15 protein-coding genes are annotated in these 14,679 nt (G+C 55.7%); 8 read left to right on the forward strand and 7 right to left on the reverse strand.

Going from position 1 to position 14,679, the window contains the following annotated elements:
* The first annotated feature begins 37 nt into the window (after nt 1–37).
* Entirely contained in the window at nt 38–250 is a 213-nt protein-coding gene (cspA, locus tag ACETPC_RS15485) for an RNA chaperone/antiterminator CspA (protein WP_336142317.1), read from the forward strand.
* Between the two features lie 240 nt (nt 251–490).
* On the opposite strand, the gene ACETPC_RS15490 is transcribed toward cspA, so the two are convergent.
* Complete coding sequence (locus ACETPC_RS15490) at nt 491–1,024, reverse strand: hypothetical protein (RefSeq protein ID WP_380182780.1); 534 nt, start codon at nt 1,022–1,024, stop codon at nt 491–493.
* A 154-nt stretch (nt 1,025–1,178) separates the two neighbouring features.
* Here ACETPC_RS15490 and ACETPC_RS15495 point away from each other — a divergent pair, with 154 nt between their 5' ends.
* Complete coding sequence (locus tag ACETPC_RS15495) at nt 1,179–1,901, forward strand: response regulator transcription factor (protein ID WP_380182782.1); 723 nt, start codon at nt 1,179–1,181, stop codon at nt 1,899–1,901.
* Nucleotides 1,898–3,244, forward strand: a complete 1,347-nt coding sequence (locus ACETPC_RS15500; protein WP_380182784.1) for an ATP-binding protein — start codon at nt 1,898–1,900, stop codon at nt 3,242–3,244. The genes ACETPC_RS15495 and ACETPC_RS15500 overlap by 4 nt, the downstream gene beginning before the upstream one ends.
* Here ACETPC_RS15500 and ACETPC_RS15505 read toward each other — a convergent pair.
* Both ACETPC_RS15505 and ACETPC_RS15510 read right to left on the reverse strand, forming a co-directional pair.
* Nucleotides 3,228–5,162 carry a TonB-dependent receptor domain-containing protein gene (locus ACETPC_RS15505; RefSeq protein WP_380182786.1) on the reverse strand — a complete coding sequence of 645 codons (1,935 nt, stop codon included), beginning with the start codon at nt 5,160–5,162 and terminating at the stop codon, nt 3,228–3,230. The two genes, ACETPC_RS15500 and ACETPC_RS15505, sit on opposite strands and share 17 nt — an antisense overlap.
* A gap of 78 nt (nt 5,163–5,240) precedes the next feature.
* Nucleotides 5,241–5,999, reverse strand: coding sequence for a class I SAM-dependent methyltransferase (locus tag ACETPC_RS15510; RefSeq protein WP_380182788.1), 759 nt, complete (start codon nt 5,997–5,999; stop codon nt 5,241–5,243).
* Nucleotides 6,000–6,095: 96 nt separating this feature from the next.
* Between ACETPC_RS15510 and ACETPC_RS15515 the strand changes: the two genes are divergently transcribed.
* Nucleotides 6,096–6,917 carry a helix-turn-helix transcriptional regulator gene (locus ACETPC_RS15515; protein ID WP_380182790.1) on the forward strand — a complete coding sequence of 274 codons (822 nt, stop codon included), beginning with the start codon at nt 6,096–6,098 and terminating at the stop codon, nt 6,915–6,917.
* A gap of 28 nt (nt 6,918–6,945) precedes the next feature.
* Here ACETPC_RS15515 and ACETPC_RS15520 read toward each other — a convergent pair whose 3' ends face one another.
* Nucleotides 6,946–7,326: a DUF4440 domain-containing protein gene (locus ACETPC_RS15520; RefSeq protein ID WP_380182791.1), complete on the reverse strand. Its 381-nt coding sequence runs from the start codon at nt 7,324–7,326 to the stop codon at nt 6,946–6,948.
* Nucleotides 7,323–8,678 carry an MFS transporter gene (locus tag ACETPC_RS15525; RefSeq protein ID WP_380182793.1) on the reverse strand — a complete coding sequence of 452 codons (1,356 nt, stop codon included), beginning with the start codon at nt 8,676–8,678 and terminating at the stop codon, nt 7,323–7,325. The genes ACETPC_RS15520 and ACETPC_RS15525 overlap by 4 nt, the downstream gene beginning before the upstream one ends.
* Nucleotides 8,679–8,784: 106 nt before the next feature.
* On the opposite strand from ACETPC_RS15525, the gene ACETPC_RS15530 reads away from it, so the two are divergent.
* The gene (locus ACETPC_RS15530) at nt 8,785–9,672 is read left to right on the forward strand and encodes a LysR family transcriptional regulator (RefSeq protein ID WP_380182795.1); all 888 of its coding nucleotides are present in this window, start codon (nt 8,785–8,787) and stop codon (nt 9,670–9,672) included.
* 2 nt (nt 9,673–9,674) lie between these two features.
* On the opposite strand, the gene ACETPC_RS15535 is transcribed toward ACETPC_RS15530, so the two are convergent.
* Nucleotides 9,675–10,142: an OsmC family protein gene (locus ACETPC_RS15535; protein ID WP_380182797.1), complete on the reverse strand. Its 468-nt coding sequence runs from the start codon at nt 10,140–10,142 to the stop codon at nt 9,675–9,677.
* Between the two features lie 253 nt (nt 10,143–10,395).
* Nucleotides 10,396–10,998: a glutathione transferase GstA gene (gene gstA / locus ACETPC_RS15540; RefSeq protein WP_380182799.1), complete on the reverse strand. Its 603-nt coding sequence runs from the start codon at nt 10,996–10,998 to the stop codon at nt 10,396–10,398.
* Nucleotides 10,999–11,278: 280 nt separating this feature from the next.
* On the opposite strand from gstA, the gene ACETPC_RS15545 reads away from it, so the two are divergent.
* The 3 genes from ACETPC_RS15545 to ACETPC_RS15555 are packed head-to-tail and all read left to right on the forward strand — an operon-like array spanning nt 11,279 to nt 14,673.
* Nucleotides 11,279–11,680, forward strand: a complete 402-nt coding sequence (locus ACETPC_RS15545; RefSeq protein WP_380182801.1) for an ExbD/TolR family protein — start codon at nt 11,279–11,281, stop codon at nt 11,678–11,680.
* Nucleotide 11,681: 1 nt separating this feature from the next.
* A complete protein-coding gene (locus ACETPC_RS15550) occupies nt 11,682–12,398 on the forward strand; it encodes an energy transducer TonB (RefSeq protein WP_380182803.1) in 717 nt (238 codons plus the stop codon).
* Nucleotides 12,399–12,429: 31 nt separating this feature from the next.
* A complete protein-coding gene (locus tag ACETPC_RS15555; protein ID WP_380182805.1) occupies nt 12,430–14,673 on the forward strand; it encodes a TonB-dependent receptor family protein in 2,244 nt (747 codons plus the stop codon).
* Nucleotides 14,674–14,679 lie beyond the last annotated feature (6 nt).

Raw genomic sequence — 14,679 nt, forward strand, 5'->3', positions numbered from 1 at the left:
TCATGCCCATAAGTGGCTTAAAATTAAGGAAATAAAGATGTCTGGTAAAATGACTGGTTTAGTAAAATGGTTCAACGCGGATAAAGGTTTCGGCTTTATCGCTCCGCAGGACGGCAGCAAAGACGTATTTGTACATTTCTCTGCAATTCAGGGCAATGACTACAAAACGCTGGACGAAGGCCAGAAGGTTGAGTTCACCATTGAAAACGGCGCCAAAGGCCCGTCAGCCGCTAACGTTGTTGCGCTGTAATATTACTAACACAATAACGCGGTAATATTATTCCTGCGCTTACGATAGCGATGAAGGCAACAGCCTGAGCAGTTAAGCGTAAAATAGATTATCGCGATAAAACCCGCCTCGTAGCGGGTTTTTTTATAGCTGAAAATTGTATCCGGTAAAAAACGGTCTTTGACTATTAACATTGCCCTCATCCGCCAATAGTCTTTGCCCCAATCAGAAATAAAAAGCTACCAAGGCAATAATCAGAATTCAGCTACGCCAGCCTAAATTCTCCTCAATGGCCCGGCGATAAGCGGTATCGATCTGTTTCGGTACCCGGCTGAAATAGTCTCTGGCATGCTCACGCTCTTCGCCTTGCAGCCCGTCAAGGTGGGCCAGCGCGGCCTGCAAAGAGGGCACGCGGTTCTCAATATGATTGCAACGCGGCGGCAGACCGGTCCAGACAAGCGCGTCGATATCGCGCCTCTGCGCCCATTTAGCCAGCATGCCGACAGGGCTATGGGTCACTATTAGCGAGCCGATGCCGTCGATACGCTTTTCCGGAATCGCTTCTCGCTCTTTTAATAATTCACAGGCGATTGCCAGATCTTCCGTCGCAAGCCAGGCCCAAAGCACGGGAACGGGCTCGGCATTCAGGCAGATGGCGGTCGCCAGTTCGCCGCCGTCACCGATGCGGGAAAATTCAATGGGTACTGATGGGCCATCCTGATGCCACTCTCCTTTAACCGGCAGCGCGCCGGGCTTCCAGATAAGCGATCCCCAACCCAGACAGGCGATTCTCATTCTTGTCATCCTTAATTAGTCGCGTCCGATAACTATGGCCTGGACTCTGCGTGCCCGCCAGAGCGGCGAAGCCGCAGATGAAAATTGAGGCTAAATGAGATAAATTCTCTTTTAAAAACCATGATGCCGCGCCGCGCCGCAGGACTTTTTCCCAATGACCGATCTTATCCGGCGTATTCTGGTCGTGGATGACCACCGTAAAATCCGCGAGCCGTTAGCGACTTATCTTCGCCGCCATGACTTCTCCGTTGCTACCGCCGAAAGCGCCGATACGCTCTGGCTGATGCTGCGTGAAAAAACTTTCGACCTGATAGTGCTGGATGTGATACTGCCGGACGGCGACGGCATGCAGCTGTGCCACCAGATTCAACGGCGTTATAAAACGCCGGTGATTTTGCTGACTGCCCGCGATGCTATGTCAGATCGGGTCATGGGGCTGGATATGGGCGCAGACGACTATATAGTGAAACCCTTTGAACCTCGCGAGCTGGTAGCGCGCATTCACAGCGTGCTGCGCCGCTACCAGCCGCTGCCGGAAAAGCGGCTGGCGATGCCGCAGGCCTGGGCTTTTTCCGCTCTGCATTTTGTTCCCGCTACCCGGATACTGAGCCATAACAGCGGCGGACAGATGCGGCTGAGTACTATGGAAGGCAAGCTTTTAAGCGCATTTTTGCAGCGGCCTTATACCGTCCTGAGCCGCGAGCAGCTTATCGATCTCTGTATCAGCGAAGGCAACGAAGTTTTTGACCGGGCCATCGATCGCCTGGTGAGCCGCCTGCGCGGCAAGCTGATGCAAATGCTACCGGAAGAGACGCTGCTGGTGACGGTCTGGGGCGAGGGCTACCATCTGGCCGCCGATGTACAGGCGCAGGCATGAAGCGCTTCTGGCCGAAAAAAATGGTTGGGCAACTGGTATTGCTGCTGGTGATGGCTTTGCTGTTGGCGAACCTGGTTGCCTTACTCACGCTGCAACTGGCTGGCTCGCTGCTGCATCCCGAATCGCGGTCGCTGGCGCTGGAGCGATTAGCTTTGGCTTACCGGGCTGGCGACTCGCCGCTGCTCAGCGCCATGCAGGAAGGTGGTGCACGCTTCTGGCAGGACAGGCAGCCGGAAGTTGGGTATTTTCCAATGCGTGAGGAAGAACGCCGTCTTAGCCGCGAGCTGAAAAAGCGGCTGGCTTTGCCGCCTGGGGCGGAGGTTTTGATGCAGCTGGAACGAGCTGACGGCAGCCTGGCGCGTGGCCATCTGTTCAGCGCTTCACGCTGGCAGCCGCTGCGCTTACGCACTACCGTCGCGCTGCCGGATGGAACCTATCTGAACGCCATTCAACCGATGTTTTCTGCTTACGAGTGGAACCGGCTATTGGCTTACGCGCTGCCGGTAGCCAGCGTGCCGCTGCTGCTCAGCCTTTTCTTTATGATCCGCATCGTCAGGCCAATAAAAACGCTGGCGGGCGCGGCTGAGCAAATCAGCCGGGGAGAATGGACGCCGCCGCTGCCGTTGACCGGCCCACAGGAAGCGCGAGAGCTGACCGGCGCTTTTAATCTGATGCAGCTGCGCCTGGCGCGGCACATCGAAAGCCGTACCCGCATGCTGGCGGCAATGAGCCACGATCTTAATACGCCGCTAACCGGTTTGCGGCTACAGGTGGAGCTGCTTGAGCCTGGCCCGGCGCGGGACGATATGCTGGAAAGCCTGAACGACCTGCGAGCGATGGTTAGCGAAACGCTGAATTTTGTGCGCGGCGAGGCCAGCCAGGAGCAGTCGCAGCTCTGCTCGCTGACTTTGCTACTGGACGATTTGGTGCGGCGCTATCGTATGCAGGAAAAAGCTATTGCGTGGCAGGGCGCAGAGGAGATAACCCTCAACTGCCGCCCGGTGGCGCTACGTCGCGCGCTGGGTAACCTGATTGACAACGCGCTGGCCTATGGCGGCGATGCTGAACTCCATCTGTACCAGAATGCACAGGGCGTGCATATCAGAGTACTGGATCATGGGCCAGGGATCGCGCCGGAAAATCTGACGCAGGCGCTGGAGCCTTTTGTGCGCCTGACCGACGCGCCGGGACCCCAGGAAGCAGGCGGCGGGCTGGGGCTGGGATTATCCATTGCCCGCGCCTGTATCCACGCGCACGGCGGCGAGCTGACGCTGGAGAATCGTCCGCCCGCCGGTTTGTGCGCAGTTATCGAACTGCCTGCGGCGATTAAAAGTCGATGCTGACGCCGCCCCAGAAAGTACGGCCATAATTCACCGTACCGTAGGTTTCATCATCCAGCCGCTTGTCGCCGATGTTGTAAACCGCGCCGTTCAGCGTCACGCTACGTGTTAACTGGTGAGAAACGCCAATATCGGCCGTGGTGTAGCCAGGCGCAGCATCCGCCGTGACCGAAGTGCCGTATTCCTTGCCGTAATAAGTTGCGGCGGCCCACAGTTGCGTATCGGCAGTCACATCCCATTCGCTGCGCGCGCTGGCTTTGTGTTTTGGCGTCAGCGCCAGCGGCGCGCCGCGATTGCTGCCGCTCTTCTGTTCGGAATCGGTAAAGGTATAGTTGCCTTTCAGCGACCAGGCTGGCGCGATCTGCCAGCTACCGGTTAGCTCCACGCCTTTGATTACCGCCTTATCTATATTCACGCGATCCATCACGATATAGCCGTTCCAGCGTTCCGTGGTGGTAACGGTAGAAAGCTTGTCTTTGAAATCGTTATAGAAAACGGTGGCGCTGGCCGACAGATCGTCGCGGTTTGACCACATTGCCGATAGCTCGTAGTTAGTACTGGTTTCCGGCTTCAAATCCGGATTGCCCAACATCGCCCAGGTATTGCGGCGAAGCACGGCATAACCATCGATTACCGCACGGATTTCCGGCGCTTTAAACCCACGTGCGATGCCGCCTTTAATCGTCCATTCGTCGGTAGCGAACCAGGTGCCGTACAGACGCGGGCTATAGTGATTACCGTACTGTTCATGATTATCCAGGCGTAGACCGCCAGTCAGCGAGAAGGCTTCGGCCATTCGCCACTCATCCTCTAAAAACAGCGCGCGTTGCAGCACTTTGTAATAGTGGTTCTGCTTTGTTTTGTCGCCCTGGTTCCAGTCTTTAAGCTGGTTCTCCTGCCACTGCGCGCCAGCGGTCGTGGTGTGATAAGTTGTCGGCATCACCAGCTTTGCGTCGAAAACGCTGTTTTTAATGGTAGGCTTGCGGCCCAGCACATCGGTTTGCGTCGGGCTGGCCAGACCTTCACGGCTGGTTTTTTCCTGCGAGAACGAAAGGGTAGACATCGCCCAATCCCACTGGCCTTCGTGGGTAAACGACCAGTGATCGCGGTTGTTTTTCTGCTCGCGCGTCGCCCAGTTGGCGCTGACGCCGTCGCCGTTTTTCAGCCTGCTGGCACCCGCTTCCAGTAAAAAGGTCTGCTTAGCGGTTGGCGTAAAGGCCAGACGCGCAGTGACATCTTTATGATGCGCTTTGGTAAAACCGTTAGTGGTCTCGACATTGTCATCCGCCTGGCGATCCAGATAACGTCCCCAGAGCTGTAAGCCCAGCACGTCCGGCAGTAGCGGGCCGTTAAGATAGAATTGCGTGTTGGCGGCATTGCCCTGATCGCGGTGCTGGCGAGCGGCATAATCGTAAGAAAGCGTGCCGCCCCATTGATGGGAAACTTTGCGGGTAATGATGTTGATCACGCCGCCGATAGCATCGGAGCCATAGAGCGAAGACATCGGCCCACGGATCACCTCGATACGTTCAATAGCGGAAGCGGGCGGTACAAAGCTTTGTTCATAGCCGGAATTACCGTTAACGCGCGAATCGCGGCCGCTCTGGCGTTTGCCATCTACTAAAATCAGCGTGTAATCGGCAGGCATGCCGCGAATAGAAATATCGCTTTCGTTGGCGCTGCCGCTTACGACCACGCCTTCCACATCTTTTACCGCATCGCCCAGGTTTTGAATGGAACGCTTGCGCAGCGATTCGCCGGGGATCACGGTAATGGAGGCTGGCGCATCTTCCAGCCGCTGCTCATAACCGGAAGCGGTCACGACCAGCGTATCGTCATCCGCCAGCGCCAGAGAAGGTGAAAAGAGAGCAAAGCTGACCAATGCGGTCAGCGTACGGATTTTGTAAGAAGGCGTCGTCATGCGTTTTATTCCACAGGTGAAAATAAAAACGCGAATCATACGCATCCGCAATTAAAAAAATTGGACAAAGTAAGACAGTTAGCGCGCCTGAAACATAAGGGTATCGGTGCTGAATGAGCCGTCCGGCTGCACGGCATAATGGCGCTTCACACTCTCCGAAGCCTTTTCCTGCAGCAGACGGATCGCCCCGACCAGCGTCTCCGGTGTTTGCATCCTTTCGATCCAGGAAGTGAATTCCAGATCCAGACGATCTACCGCCAGCCGATCAACGATCAGGCCACTTTCGTTGACCATCTTCAGCCATTCGCCCTGCGAATAGTCGCGCACGTGCGAAGGATCGCGCAGCATCTCTACCGTTTGCAGCCAGACGTCCAGCGCGGGCTGGCCAGGCGAAACGATATCCATCAGGATAAATTTGCCGCCCGGTTTCAGGACGCGTTTGATTTCGCGCAGCGCCAGGCCGACATCGTGCCAGTGATGCGCAGAGTAGCGGCTGATAACCACATCAAAGCTCGCATCGGTAAAAGGCAGCGCTTCCGCCGGGCCGTGAGCGGTGTGCAGATTAGTCAGGCCGCGTTCTTTCGCCGCTTCACGTACCACCTGCAGCATTTTTTCCGACAGATCGTAAGCGGTTACCTGCGCGACCTGGCCGGCAGCGATAAAACTGGCGTGACCCGCGCCGCAGCCGACATCCAGCAGGCTGGCCTGAGCATCGTCGCTTAACCATTCCGTCAGCCTTTGCAGATCGGTTCCCTGCGCATGGACGCTGCTGCTCAGATAAGCCTGTGCCCGATCGCCAAACTGACTTTCAACCAATGCTTCATGACTGTTTTTCATGGGAAACCGCCTTTTTATTGAATAGGCAAAGACTATACGATCGGTTTTAAACAGGTACAATATGGCTGCTTATACTGGTATCAGAGGTTACCACGCATGCCACAAACACTTTTGTCTGGTCCGAAAGCCCTGGGGAATTTTTTGCGCAGCCAGCGGGAGAATACCTCGCCGGAAAAACTCGGCCTGCCAGTCGCGCCAAGAAGAAGAACCAAAGGTCTGCGGCGCGAAGAAGTGGCGCTGCTGAGCGGTATCAGTACCACCTGGTATACGTGGATAGAACAGGGCAGAGAAATAGTAGTATCGGCGCAGACGCTGGCGAACATTGCCGATACGCTGCAAATGAAACCGGTCGAGCGCAATTACCTGTTCCGGCTGGCGCAGCAGAGCGATCCACAGGAAGAAGCGGTGCCGGTGATTGAAAACGCCGTGCTGGCGGCGGTACACCAGGTCAGCAATCCCTGTTATCTGCTGGATTTAACCTGGAATATGCTGGCGTGGAACGAGCCTACGGCCAGGCTGTTTCAGGGCTGGCTGGATGCGGACGAGCAGCCAAATATGATGGCGTTTATGTTTACGCATCCGCTGGCGCAGGCGCTGGTGGAGGATTGGGAAGGGCGGGCCAAAAGAATAGTGGCGGAGCTGCGTGCCGACAGCATGCACTATCCGCACGATCAGACGCTGAACGCTTTTATCAGCAGTATGCAGGAAAACGAACGGTTCAAAACCTTCTGGGCACTACAGCAGGTCATCGTGCGGGAAGGCGGCGAGCGTGCTTTCCGGCATCCACAGCTTGGCGAGCTGCACTATCGTCACCTGAGCTGGCAGCTGACCAGTAACCGTTCACTGAAGATGATTATGCTGATCCCGGAGGGCGATAAAGAGCCCGCGCCACAGGATTTGCCGCCAGCTCACGGCTAACGGCAAGGAAATAACAGCGGAACCGGCTTTAGCCTGGCAGGCGGGTTTCATGCAGATGGCGCCACTGGGGTCTGCCGTCCCGAAGCTCGAACACAGCCGTAGACCAGCGTAAGGTCGTCTCCTCTTCCGGCAGCATCTGGCGCTCGCGGTAGCGAACCACGGCGCCTGCTGGCCATTCGGCCACCAGCGTCATTTCATCCAGCTCAATAATCAGTCCCGGCCTGGCGCCGCGCTGCGCATGAAAAAACTCATGCAGCCCCTGAGCATCCAGAACGCTGCCAGCCAGCGTAATCATGGAATAGTCTGCGCTAAAACGAGCCAGCAGCGCTTGCTCATCGCCAGCGCCTTCGCCGAGCCAGCGCTCAATGGCTACGTGGGCAGCAATAACTTCCTGAAAATAAATATTCATGGTTTCTCCGGATGCGTTAACAGGCGTTTCACCGCCGAATTATTCAAGCCGAGGCTTAGTAAAATCGGCAACAGCGTGATGGCCGCCGCGCTGTAGAACGTTAATTTGTAGGCCAGCGGCCGCGAAAAAAAATGGGTAAATTGATTAAACAACAGTGTCAGCAGCGCTATGCCAAAGCAAAAGCTAAGCTGGCGGTTGATATTCCACAGGGCGCTCGCATCCGACAGCTGGCTGTCGCTGACGGAAAGGAAAGCGCTACTTTGCGCCGCGCTGCTGCACAAGCTGCCGCCAGCGCCCATCAAGGTAAAGGCCGCCATTGGTAAAGAGTGCGCCAGCAGCAAAATTCCTGTTGCCTGGCACAGGCAACCGGCAACGATAAGCGGCCGGGGCCCAAGGCGGTTAAATGTTTTTCCCGTCAGCGAAATGGCTGCAAACGAAGCCATCGCCCAGGGGATCATCAGCGCGCCTGCTTGCGCTGCAGAAAAGCCGGAACCTTGCAGATAAAGCATCGCCAGCAGGCTCACGCCGATAAAAACGCCGGGAACGAACTGATAGACCAGGGACGAAAAAGCCATTAGCGGATCGGCAAGCAGCGACAGCTTTAGTAAAGGCGCGGGATGGCGCAGGCTGCGGCGGGTAAAAAAAATTAGCAGTACCGCGCCTGCCGCCACGTAACATGCCGTAAGCCAGTCCGTACCGGCTTCGCCGAGCCGGGTCATCGCCAGCAGGGTAAAAAACAGGCCACCGCAGCCAGCCAGCAGGCCAACACAATCAAGCGGTCGCTTTTCTGCCGAAGATAGCTGCGGCTTAAGCCACACCAGAGCCAGCAGCAGCGTCGGCAGCGCGACAGCCACGCTGGCAAAAAAGATCCAACGCCAGGAGAAACTTTGCGCCAGCCAGCCGCCCAGCGTGGGCGAAAGGGCCGGAGCCAGCAGCCCGACCAGCATAACGGCAGCGGAAAGCCAGGCGCGTTCGTGCTTTGCGTAGAGTTGCCAGGTCAGCGCCTGGCCGACGGGGATCAGTAAGCCGCCGCCTGCGCCCTGAATCGCTCGCCAGAACAGCAACGAAAAGAGTGAATGGCTCAGGCCGCACTGCAAGGTAGCAAAAATAAACAGGCTTAAAGAGAGCAATAGCAGGCGGCGAGCACCAAGGTGTAACGTCAGCCACGCGCTGAGCGGTATTGCCAGCGTCAGGCCCATAATGTAACCGTTGCCGATCCAGGCCAGCTCCGCTACCGAAGCCTTCAGGCTGTGTCCAATCGCGGGATAGGCCACGCTGGCGATAAACATATTTATCAGGTCGATCAAAAACCCAAGCAGATAGACCGTGGCGACTCTGCTGCGATAACTCATAACCTTCTCCGCTAAAGGCCGCTACTCTACTGCGCCTGCCGCTACCGATAAACGGTGCGGCAGCTGATATACTGTCAAAAAAAATTTGACGATATAGCAGGACAGTATGCTGAATCTGCAAAGAGTCGCGACTTTCACTGCCGTAGTTGAAGCCGGTAGCTTCACCGCAGCGGCAGCTAAGCTGGGGCAGACCAAAGCCGTAGTGAGCTTTCATCTGCGTCAGTTGGAAGCCGAGCTGGGCGTAGCGCTGCTGCTGCGCACTACTCGTCGCCTGGCCTTAACGGAAGCGGGAGAGAATTTTTACCGACGCGGCAAAGCCTTGCTACAGGAGGCTGAAAATATTCTGGAAGACGCACAGCGTCACCATCAGGAATTAACAGGCGAGCTGCGTATTACCAGCACGCCAGAATATGGCGCGGGTTTTGTTGTTCCCGCGCTAGCCGCCTTTAGCCAGAAACATCCACAACTGCGTATACGCCATGTTTCCTCTTCACAACAGGCGGATCTGATTGCCGAAGGGTTTGATATGGGGATCCGGCTGGGAACGCTGGCGGACTCCAGCTACCGGGCCGCACTGATACAGCGTTTCGCTATTTTGCCGGTCGCCGCGCCGGAATGGATCGAGCAGCATCCTGTCGCTTCACTGGAGGCGTTGGCGAAAGCGGAGTGGATTATTCACGAAAGATTACCGACGCCATATCACTGGCAGCTGCAGCACGAAGAGAAGGCGGTCAGCCTGACGCTGGCCAGAAAGGCCAGGCTATCGGCCGACAGCGCCGCCGCACTGCTGGCTTTCGCGCTGGCGGGAAACGGCGTCGCGCTGCTGCCCGACTGGCTGGTGGAACCGGCTTTGCAAAACGGCACGCTGCGTCAGCTACTGCCGGAATATCAGTTTCCTGCCCAGGGCATTTATGCGGTTTATCCCGACACGCGACATCTGCCGGAAAAGGTACGGGCTTTTATTGATTTCCTGCGCGGTTGGGTTGGCGCATAAAATCAGGCGTGTTTGATTTGCGGTTCGCAAAGCACCGGGAAATTCAGCGAATTAGCGATAAAACACTGCTCGTGCGCCTGGTGATGCAGCGCTTTCGCCAGCTCGATATCATCGCCCGCGCGCAGCGTGATCTGCGGCTTCAAAACGATTTGCGTAAAGCGGCCCTGTTTAGCTTCCAGCATGGTGCCTTCCGCCTGGTCGTGGTAGCTCTCCACGCTGATGCCCGCCTCGGCGCACAAATGCAAATACCAGAGTTTATGGCAGGCGCTCGTTGAGGCCAGCAGCATCTCTTCCGGATTCCATCTGGCGGCATCGCCCAAAAAAGCGGGATCGGACGAACCAGCGATATCCGCTTTGCCTGCGGCAGCCACGGTAAATTTGCGCTCATAGGCCCGATAAGTTTCAGTGCCTTTTCCCTTATTACCCGTCCACTCTACGGTAACCTGATAGCGATGCTCGCGATCTGCCATAGCGATGTTCCTGTGATTTTATTTTCAGGCGGCAAAGGTTAACGACTTTTTTGGGTTTTGCCAGATGAAGACTGCAGGCGCGACGGATTTTCAGAAGAATTCGACAGCGAGCCGTAGAAATTTCAGGAAAGAGTAATACTACAGTGGAGGCGTGCACATTTATCTGCTTACACAACAATAGCCGTGATTTTTCATCAGGCAAGCAAGGCGCTGTTGGCATGGGTAGCCTGATACAGCGCCTGTCACCAGAGCGTTAAATCAGGCCTTCCGCTTTCAGCGCGGCCTGTACGGCAGGGCGTTCCGCGATGCCGGCAAAATAGCGCTGAACGGTAGGCCACTCATCCAGGCTGAAATCAACGAACCTGCTCCAGTTGAGCACGGTAAACAGATAGGCGTCCGCGATAGTAAAACTTTTGCCGGTCAGCGTGGTTTTACCTTCGATTTCTTTCGCCAGCCAGTGCAGACGGCGGGACAGTTGCGCAACAATAGCTTTTTTCCATTCGCCCTCTACCGCCGGGTTAAACAGCGCCGCCAGGGTTTTATGCAGCTCGGTAGAGATAAAGCTCATCCACTCCAGCACCTCATAGCGCGCTTCGCCCTGAACTGGCAGCAGGCCGCTTTCCGGCTTTAAATCCGCCAGATACTGTGAAATCACCACGCCTTCGGTAAGCATTTTGCCGTTATCCAGCGCCAGCGCTGGCACATAGCCTTTGCTGTTGATAGTCAGAAAATCTTTGCCGCTGCCGGTAGTTTTATTTTTCAAATCTACCGACTCCAGCTCGTGCGGCAGGCCGGTTTCATGCAGGATAATATGCTGAGTCAGCGAGCAAGCGCCGGGATGATAATAGAGTTTCATATTCGTCCTTAAATGTTAGTAAGTTGCCCGATGACGTTACTCCCTCTGTTAATACAGAACAAGTACTTACCATTTTGTTAGCGATCGGCTGCCGCATTTCCAACGGCCAGAATTTCAAGCCCTGCCGTCTCTTTCGGCGTAAAAATACGCCCGTCTTTTTTAATTTCTCTGCGTAACTAATCTGTAAGTTAATCGTAATGATCCATCTATTTATCTTAAAAGTGTAACCAGAAATAAACATTTCACTTCTATATTGGCCTTCCAAAAAGAGGGGAGTCTGATGCGTAGCTGGAATGAACCTGTCAAAAATAAAGCCCATATCGAACTGATCCCGATGATCGACGTGATGATGTTCCTGCTGGTGTTTTTCGTGCTGATTAGTTTGAACGTGATCCCTTCGCAGGGAATGAAAACTCAGCTACCGGGCGCGGCCAGCGCGCAGCAGCTAAAGCCACAACAGCACGCTATCGTCACGCTGGGCGACAATAATCGTCTGGAACTGGATGGTCAGCCGGTTACGCCGGAAACGCTGGTCGGCCAGCTAAAGTCGCGCGGCGAGCAGAAGACGTCGATTGTACTGAACAGCGATAAGAACGTGCCGGTTGAGCGGCTGATTGCCGTGATGGATAGCCTGCGCCAGGGCGGGTTTACCGCTATCTCTATCGCGACACGGAAGCTGTGATATGTATTCCGTTTACCGCTTTCGCCATATCTTCAGTTGGCTGCCGGTATTGCTGGCGGCTGGCTGGATGCTGATGAATCAGCACGCCACACTTTCAATCAAGCCGCGCTATGACGAATCCACCATGGAGCTGGCGCTGGTAGACCTGACACCGCCTGTAGAAGCTCAGCCGGAAGCGCAGCCCGAGCCTGTGCCTGAGCCTGACCCAGAACCTGAACCAGAGGCAACCGTGCCTTCGCCTGAACCCGTGGCGCCGCCGAAGCCCAAACCTGCGCCAAAGCCGAAAGCAGCGGCAAAACCAAAACCCGTTGCCAGACCTGCCAGCAGGTTTGTGGCCGAGCCAGTACGCCGTCAACCAGCTGTAGCACCAGCCACCGCCGCGCCGAAACCTGCCGCGCCGCGCGTTGACAATGCCTCCATCGAAAACGGCTGGGTAGCAGGCTTGCGTAGCGATCTGGAAGCGCAAAAACGTTATCCCACCGGACGTCAGGCCTCGCTGGAGCGGCCGGAAGGCAGTGTCGAAATCTGGCTGGAAGTCGATCGCAGCGGACGCGTACTGGCTTCCGGCATCAGTAATAAAGCCCGCAGCATGCTGCTTAACCGCGCCGCGCTGGGTAGCTTGCAAAACATCAGGCAGGTGAAGCCGTTCCCGACCGACGCCTTTACCGGACAAAACAGCAGGCGTTTTACCGCCACGCTAAATTATCGGGCGCCGTAATCGCCCAACATCAACACACGGGAAAATAATAATGAAGGTATTTCTACGTTCTGGGGTTTGCCTTGCGGTGATGTCTGCCTTAACGATAGCGGCACAGGCAGCGGAGAGTACGGATGTCGGCGCTATCAATATCAAAGGCGAGTCGCTGGGCGGCGGCATGATGGTGCAGGAGGAGTCGGCGAAAGCGCGCTCCACTATTACCAAAGAGGCAATGCAGAAGCAGGCTGATATGGCAGGCAACGCGCTGGATCGTCTGAAATATACGCCCGGCCTGAACGTCAACAGCAACGATGCCAGCGGCCTGAGCGGCGTGGATTACACCATGCGCGGCATGAACTCCGATCAGATTGGCCTGTCGCTTGACGGCATTCCGATCAACGACTCCGGCAACTACGCGGTTTATCCCAACCTGGTCGGCGATGAAGAAAATATTGAAGAAGTCTTTGTTACCCAGGGATCTTCAGAAGCGGACGGCCCGCATATCGGCTCCAGCGGCGGTAATATCGGCCTGGTTACCAAAAGGCCCGCAAAAGATTTTGGCGGCTTCGTGAAGCAGACGCTGGGCAGTAATAACCTGAGCAAAACCTTTGCCCGTCTGGAGACCGGCGAATACAACGGCTTCAGCAACTGGCTCTCTTATTCGCATACCGAGGCGAAAAAGTGGCGCGGCGAAGGGCGCCTCTATTCCAATAAATTTGAGATGAACTCGCTGTTCGAGGCGGAAAACGGTAACAGCAGCAATCTGGTCATGAAATATAACAGTCAGGAAAACGCTAACTACAACACGCTGAGCAAAGCGCAGTTTGAGCAGGGCGGCCGCTATGGCAACGACTATCCCGATACGCCGCAGTACAACAGCCGTGGGCAGATTTCCAGATACTACAAGCTGAACCGCAACCCGTTTGAAAACTTCACGCTTAGCTTTACGCAAAAACTCCAGCTACAGGATAACCTGTCGCTGACGCTGCAACCTTACTACTACTGGGGCAACGGCGGCAGTTTTACCGGCCAGAGCGCCAGCACGCTGGGGCCAACCTCCGACCAGGCGGGCCAGTACGATCTCAGCAATCTGACCAGCAATACTTACTATCGCCCATCCTGGACACAGACGTGGCGACCGGGCATCACCACCAAACTCAAATGGGATATCAACGAGCAGCACAGTTTGGATCTGGGCTACTGGTATGAACGTGCGCGTCAGCTACAGACGCAACCTTTTATCTCGATCAAAAGCGATGGCAATCCGGCTGATTTGTGGGGCGAGCCTGGCGGTTCCGATCAGGTTAAAGATGCCAACGGCAACACCGTTCAGGGCCGCAATCAGTACACCATTACGCCAGCTCAGAAGATCTGGGTACAGGATAGCTGGTTCGTTTCGCCCGACTGGACGCTGGTCGGCGGCCTGGCCTGGCAGCACGTCGAGCGCCGCGGTGAAAACAAAGGCAGCCTGGAAAGCGCGCCAGAGCATCGTCACGCTACTTATCACAAGTTCCTGCCCAACTTCAGCGCCAGCTACCGTGTTAATCAGGAAAATCAGCTGTTCTACAACCTGACGCGCAATATGCGCACGCCGCAAAACTATGTGCTCTATAACGTCGGCGATTCGATCAACACCAAACCGGAACTGAGCTGGAACCACGAACTGGGCTGGCGCTTCCAGCGTGAAGATATGCTGCTCAGCGCCACGCTGTTCTATCTGCGCTATACCGACCGTCAGATCTCTACCACCAACCCGGATGGCGACTACGAAATGATGAACGTTGGCAAGGTGGAAAACCGTGGACTGGAACTCGAGTGGAGCGGCAAGCTGCCCTACAACTTCAATTACTACACCTCTTACACCTATACCGACTCGGAACAGCAGGACAACGTGACGCAGAAAAATATTCAGTTGCCGACCAGCGGCAAGCAGCTGCCTAATGCGCCGAAAAACCTGCTCAATATGACCTTAGGCTATGACGATGGCCGCTATTACGGCAGCGTCAGCGGCAAATATGTCGGCTCCTTTTACGGCGATATGACCAACGACGAAAAAGTCGGTGGCAGAACGGTTTACGATTTGGCGGCGGGCGTCTATCTGCCGGTGGATAAGAAGATTGTTAAAAGCGCCGCGCTGCGCTTCGGCATTCTGAACCTATTTGATAAAGAATATCTCACCTCTGCGCGCACCACGGTATTCAACGCCGATGCGCGTAACGGCCTTAGTGCCAGCACACCTTACTACAACGTTGGCGTGGAACGTACCTACAGCGTCTCGCTGGAAGCCACCTTTTAACCGTGA

Source organism: Pantoea sp. sgz302252 (assembly GCF_042610525.1).
Taxonomy (GTDB): domain Bacteria; phylum Pseudomonadota; class Gammaproteobacteria; order Enterobacterales; family Enterobacteriaceae; genus Erwinia.

Bases quoted from the DNA above. Each gene is read 5' to 3' on its own strand.
- ACETPC_RS15545 (WP_380182801.1), top strand. From the start codon at position 11,279: ATGCGTAGCTGGAATGAACCTGTCAAAAATAAAGCCCATATCGAACTG.
- ACETPC_RS15490 (WP_380182780.1), bottom strand. From the start codon at position 1,024: ATGAGAATCGCCTGTCTGGGTTGGGGATCGCTTATCTGGAAGCCCGGC.
- ACETPC_RS15535 (WP_380182797.1), bottom strand. From the start codon at position 10,142: ATGGCAGATCGCGAGCATCGCTATCAGGTTACCGTAGAGTGGACGGGT.
- gstA (WP_380182799.1), bottom strand. From the start codon at position 10,998: ATGAAACTCTATTATCATCCCGGCGCTTGCTCGCTGACTCAGCATATT.
- ACETPC_RS15525 (WP_380182793.1), bottom strand. From the start codon at position 8,678: ATGAGTTATCGCAGCAGAGTCGCCACGGTCTATCTGCTTGGGTTTTTG.
- ACETPC_RS15505 (WP_380182786.1), bottom strand. From the start codon at position 5,162: ATGACGACGCCTTCTTACAAAATCCGTACGCTGACCGCATTGGTCAGC.
- ACETPC_RS15510 (WP_380182788.1), bottom strand. From the start codon at position 5,999: ATGAAAAACAGTCATGAAGCATTGGTTGAAAGTCAGTTTGGCGATCGG.
- ACETPC_RS15515 (WP_380182790.1), top strand. From the start codon at position 6,096: ATGCCACAAACACTTTTGTCTGGTCCGAAAGCCCTGGGGAATTTTTTG.
- ACETPC_RS15555 (WP_380182805.1), top strand. From the start codon at position 12,430: ATGAAGGTATTTCTACGTTCTGGGGTTTGCCTTGCGGTGATGTCTGCC.
- ACETPC_RS15500 (WP_380182784.1), top strand. From the start codon at position 1,898: ATGAAGCGCTTCTGGCCGAAAAAAATGGTTGGGCAACTGGTATTGCTG.
- ACETPC_RS15530 (WP_380182795.1), top strand. From the start codon at position 8,785: ATGCTGAATCTGCAAAGAGTCGCGACTTTCACTGCCGTAGTTGAAGCC.
- ACETPC_RS15495 (WP_380182782.1), top strand. From the start codon at position 1,179: ATGACCGATCTTATCCGGCGTATTCTGGTCGTGGATGACCACCGTAAA.
- ACETPC_RS15550 (WP_380182803.1), top strand. From the start codon at position 11,682: ATGTATTCCGTTTACCGCTTTCGCCATATCTTCAGTTGGCTGCCGGTA.
- cspA (WP_336142317.1), top strand. From the start codon at position 38: ATGTCTGGTAAAATGACTGGTTTAGTAAAATGGTTCAACGCGGATAAA.
- ACETPC_RS15520 (WP_380182791.1), bottom strand. From the start codon at position 7,326: ATGAATATTTATTTTCAGGAAGTTATTGCTGCCCACGTAGCCATTGAG.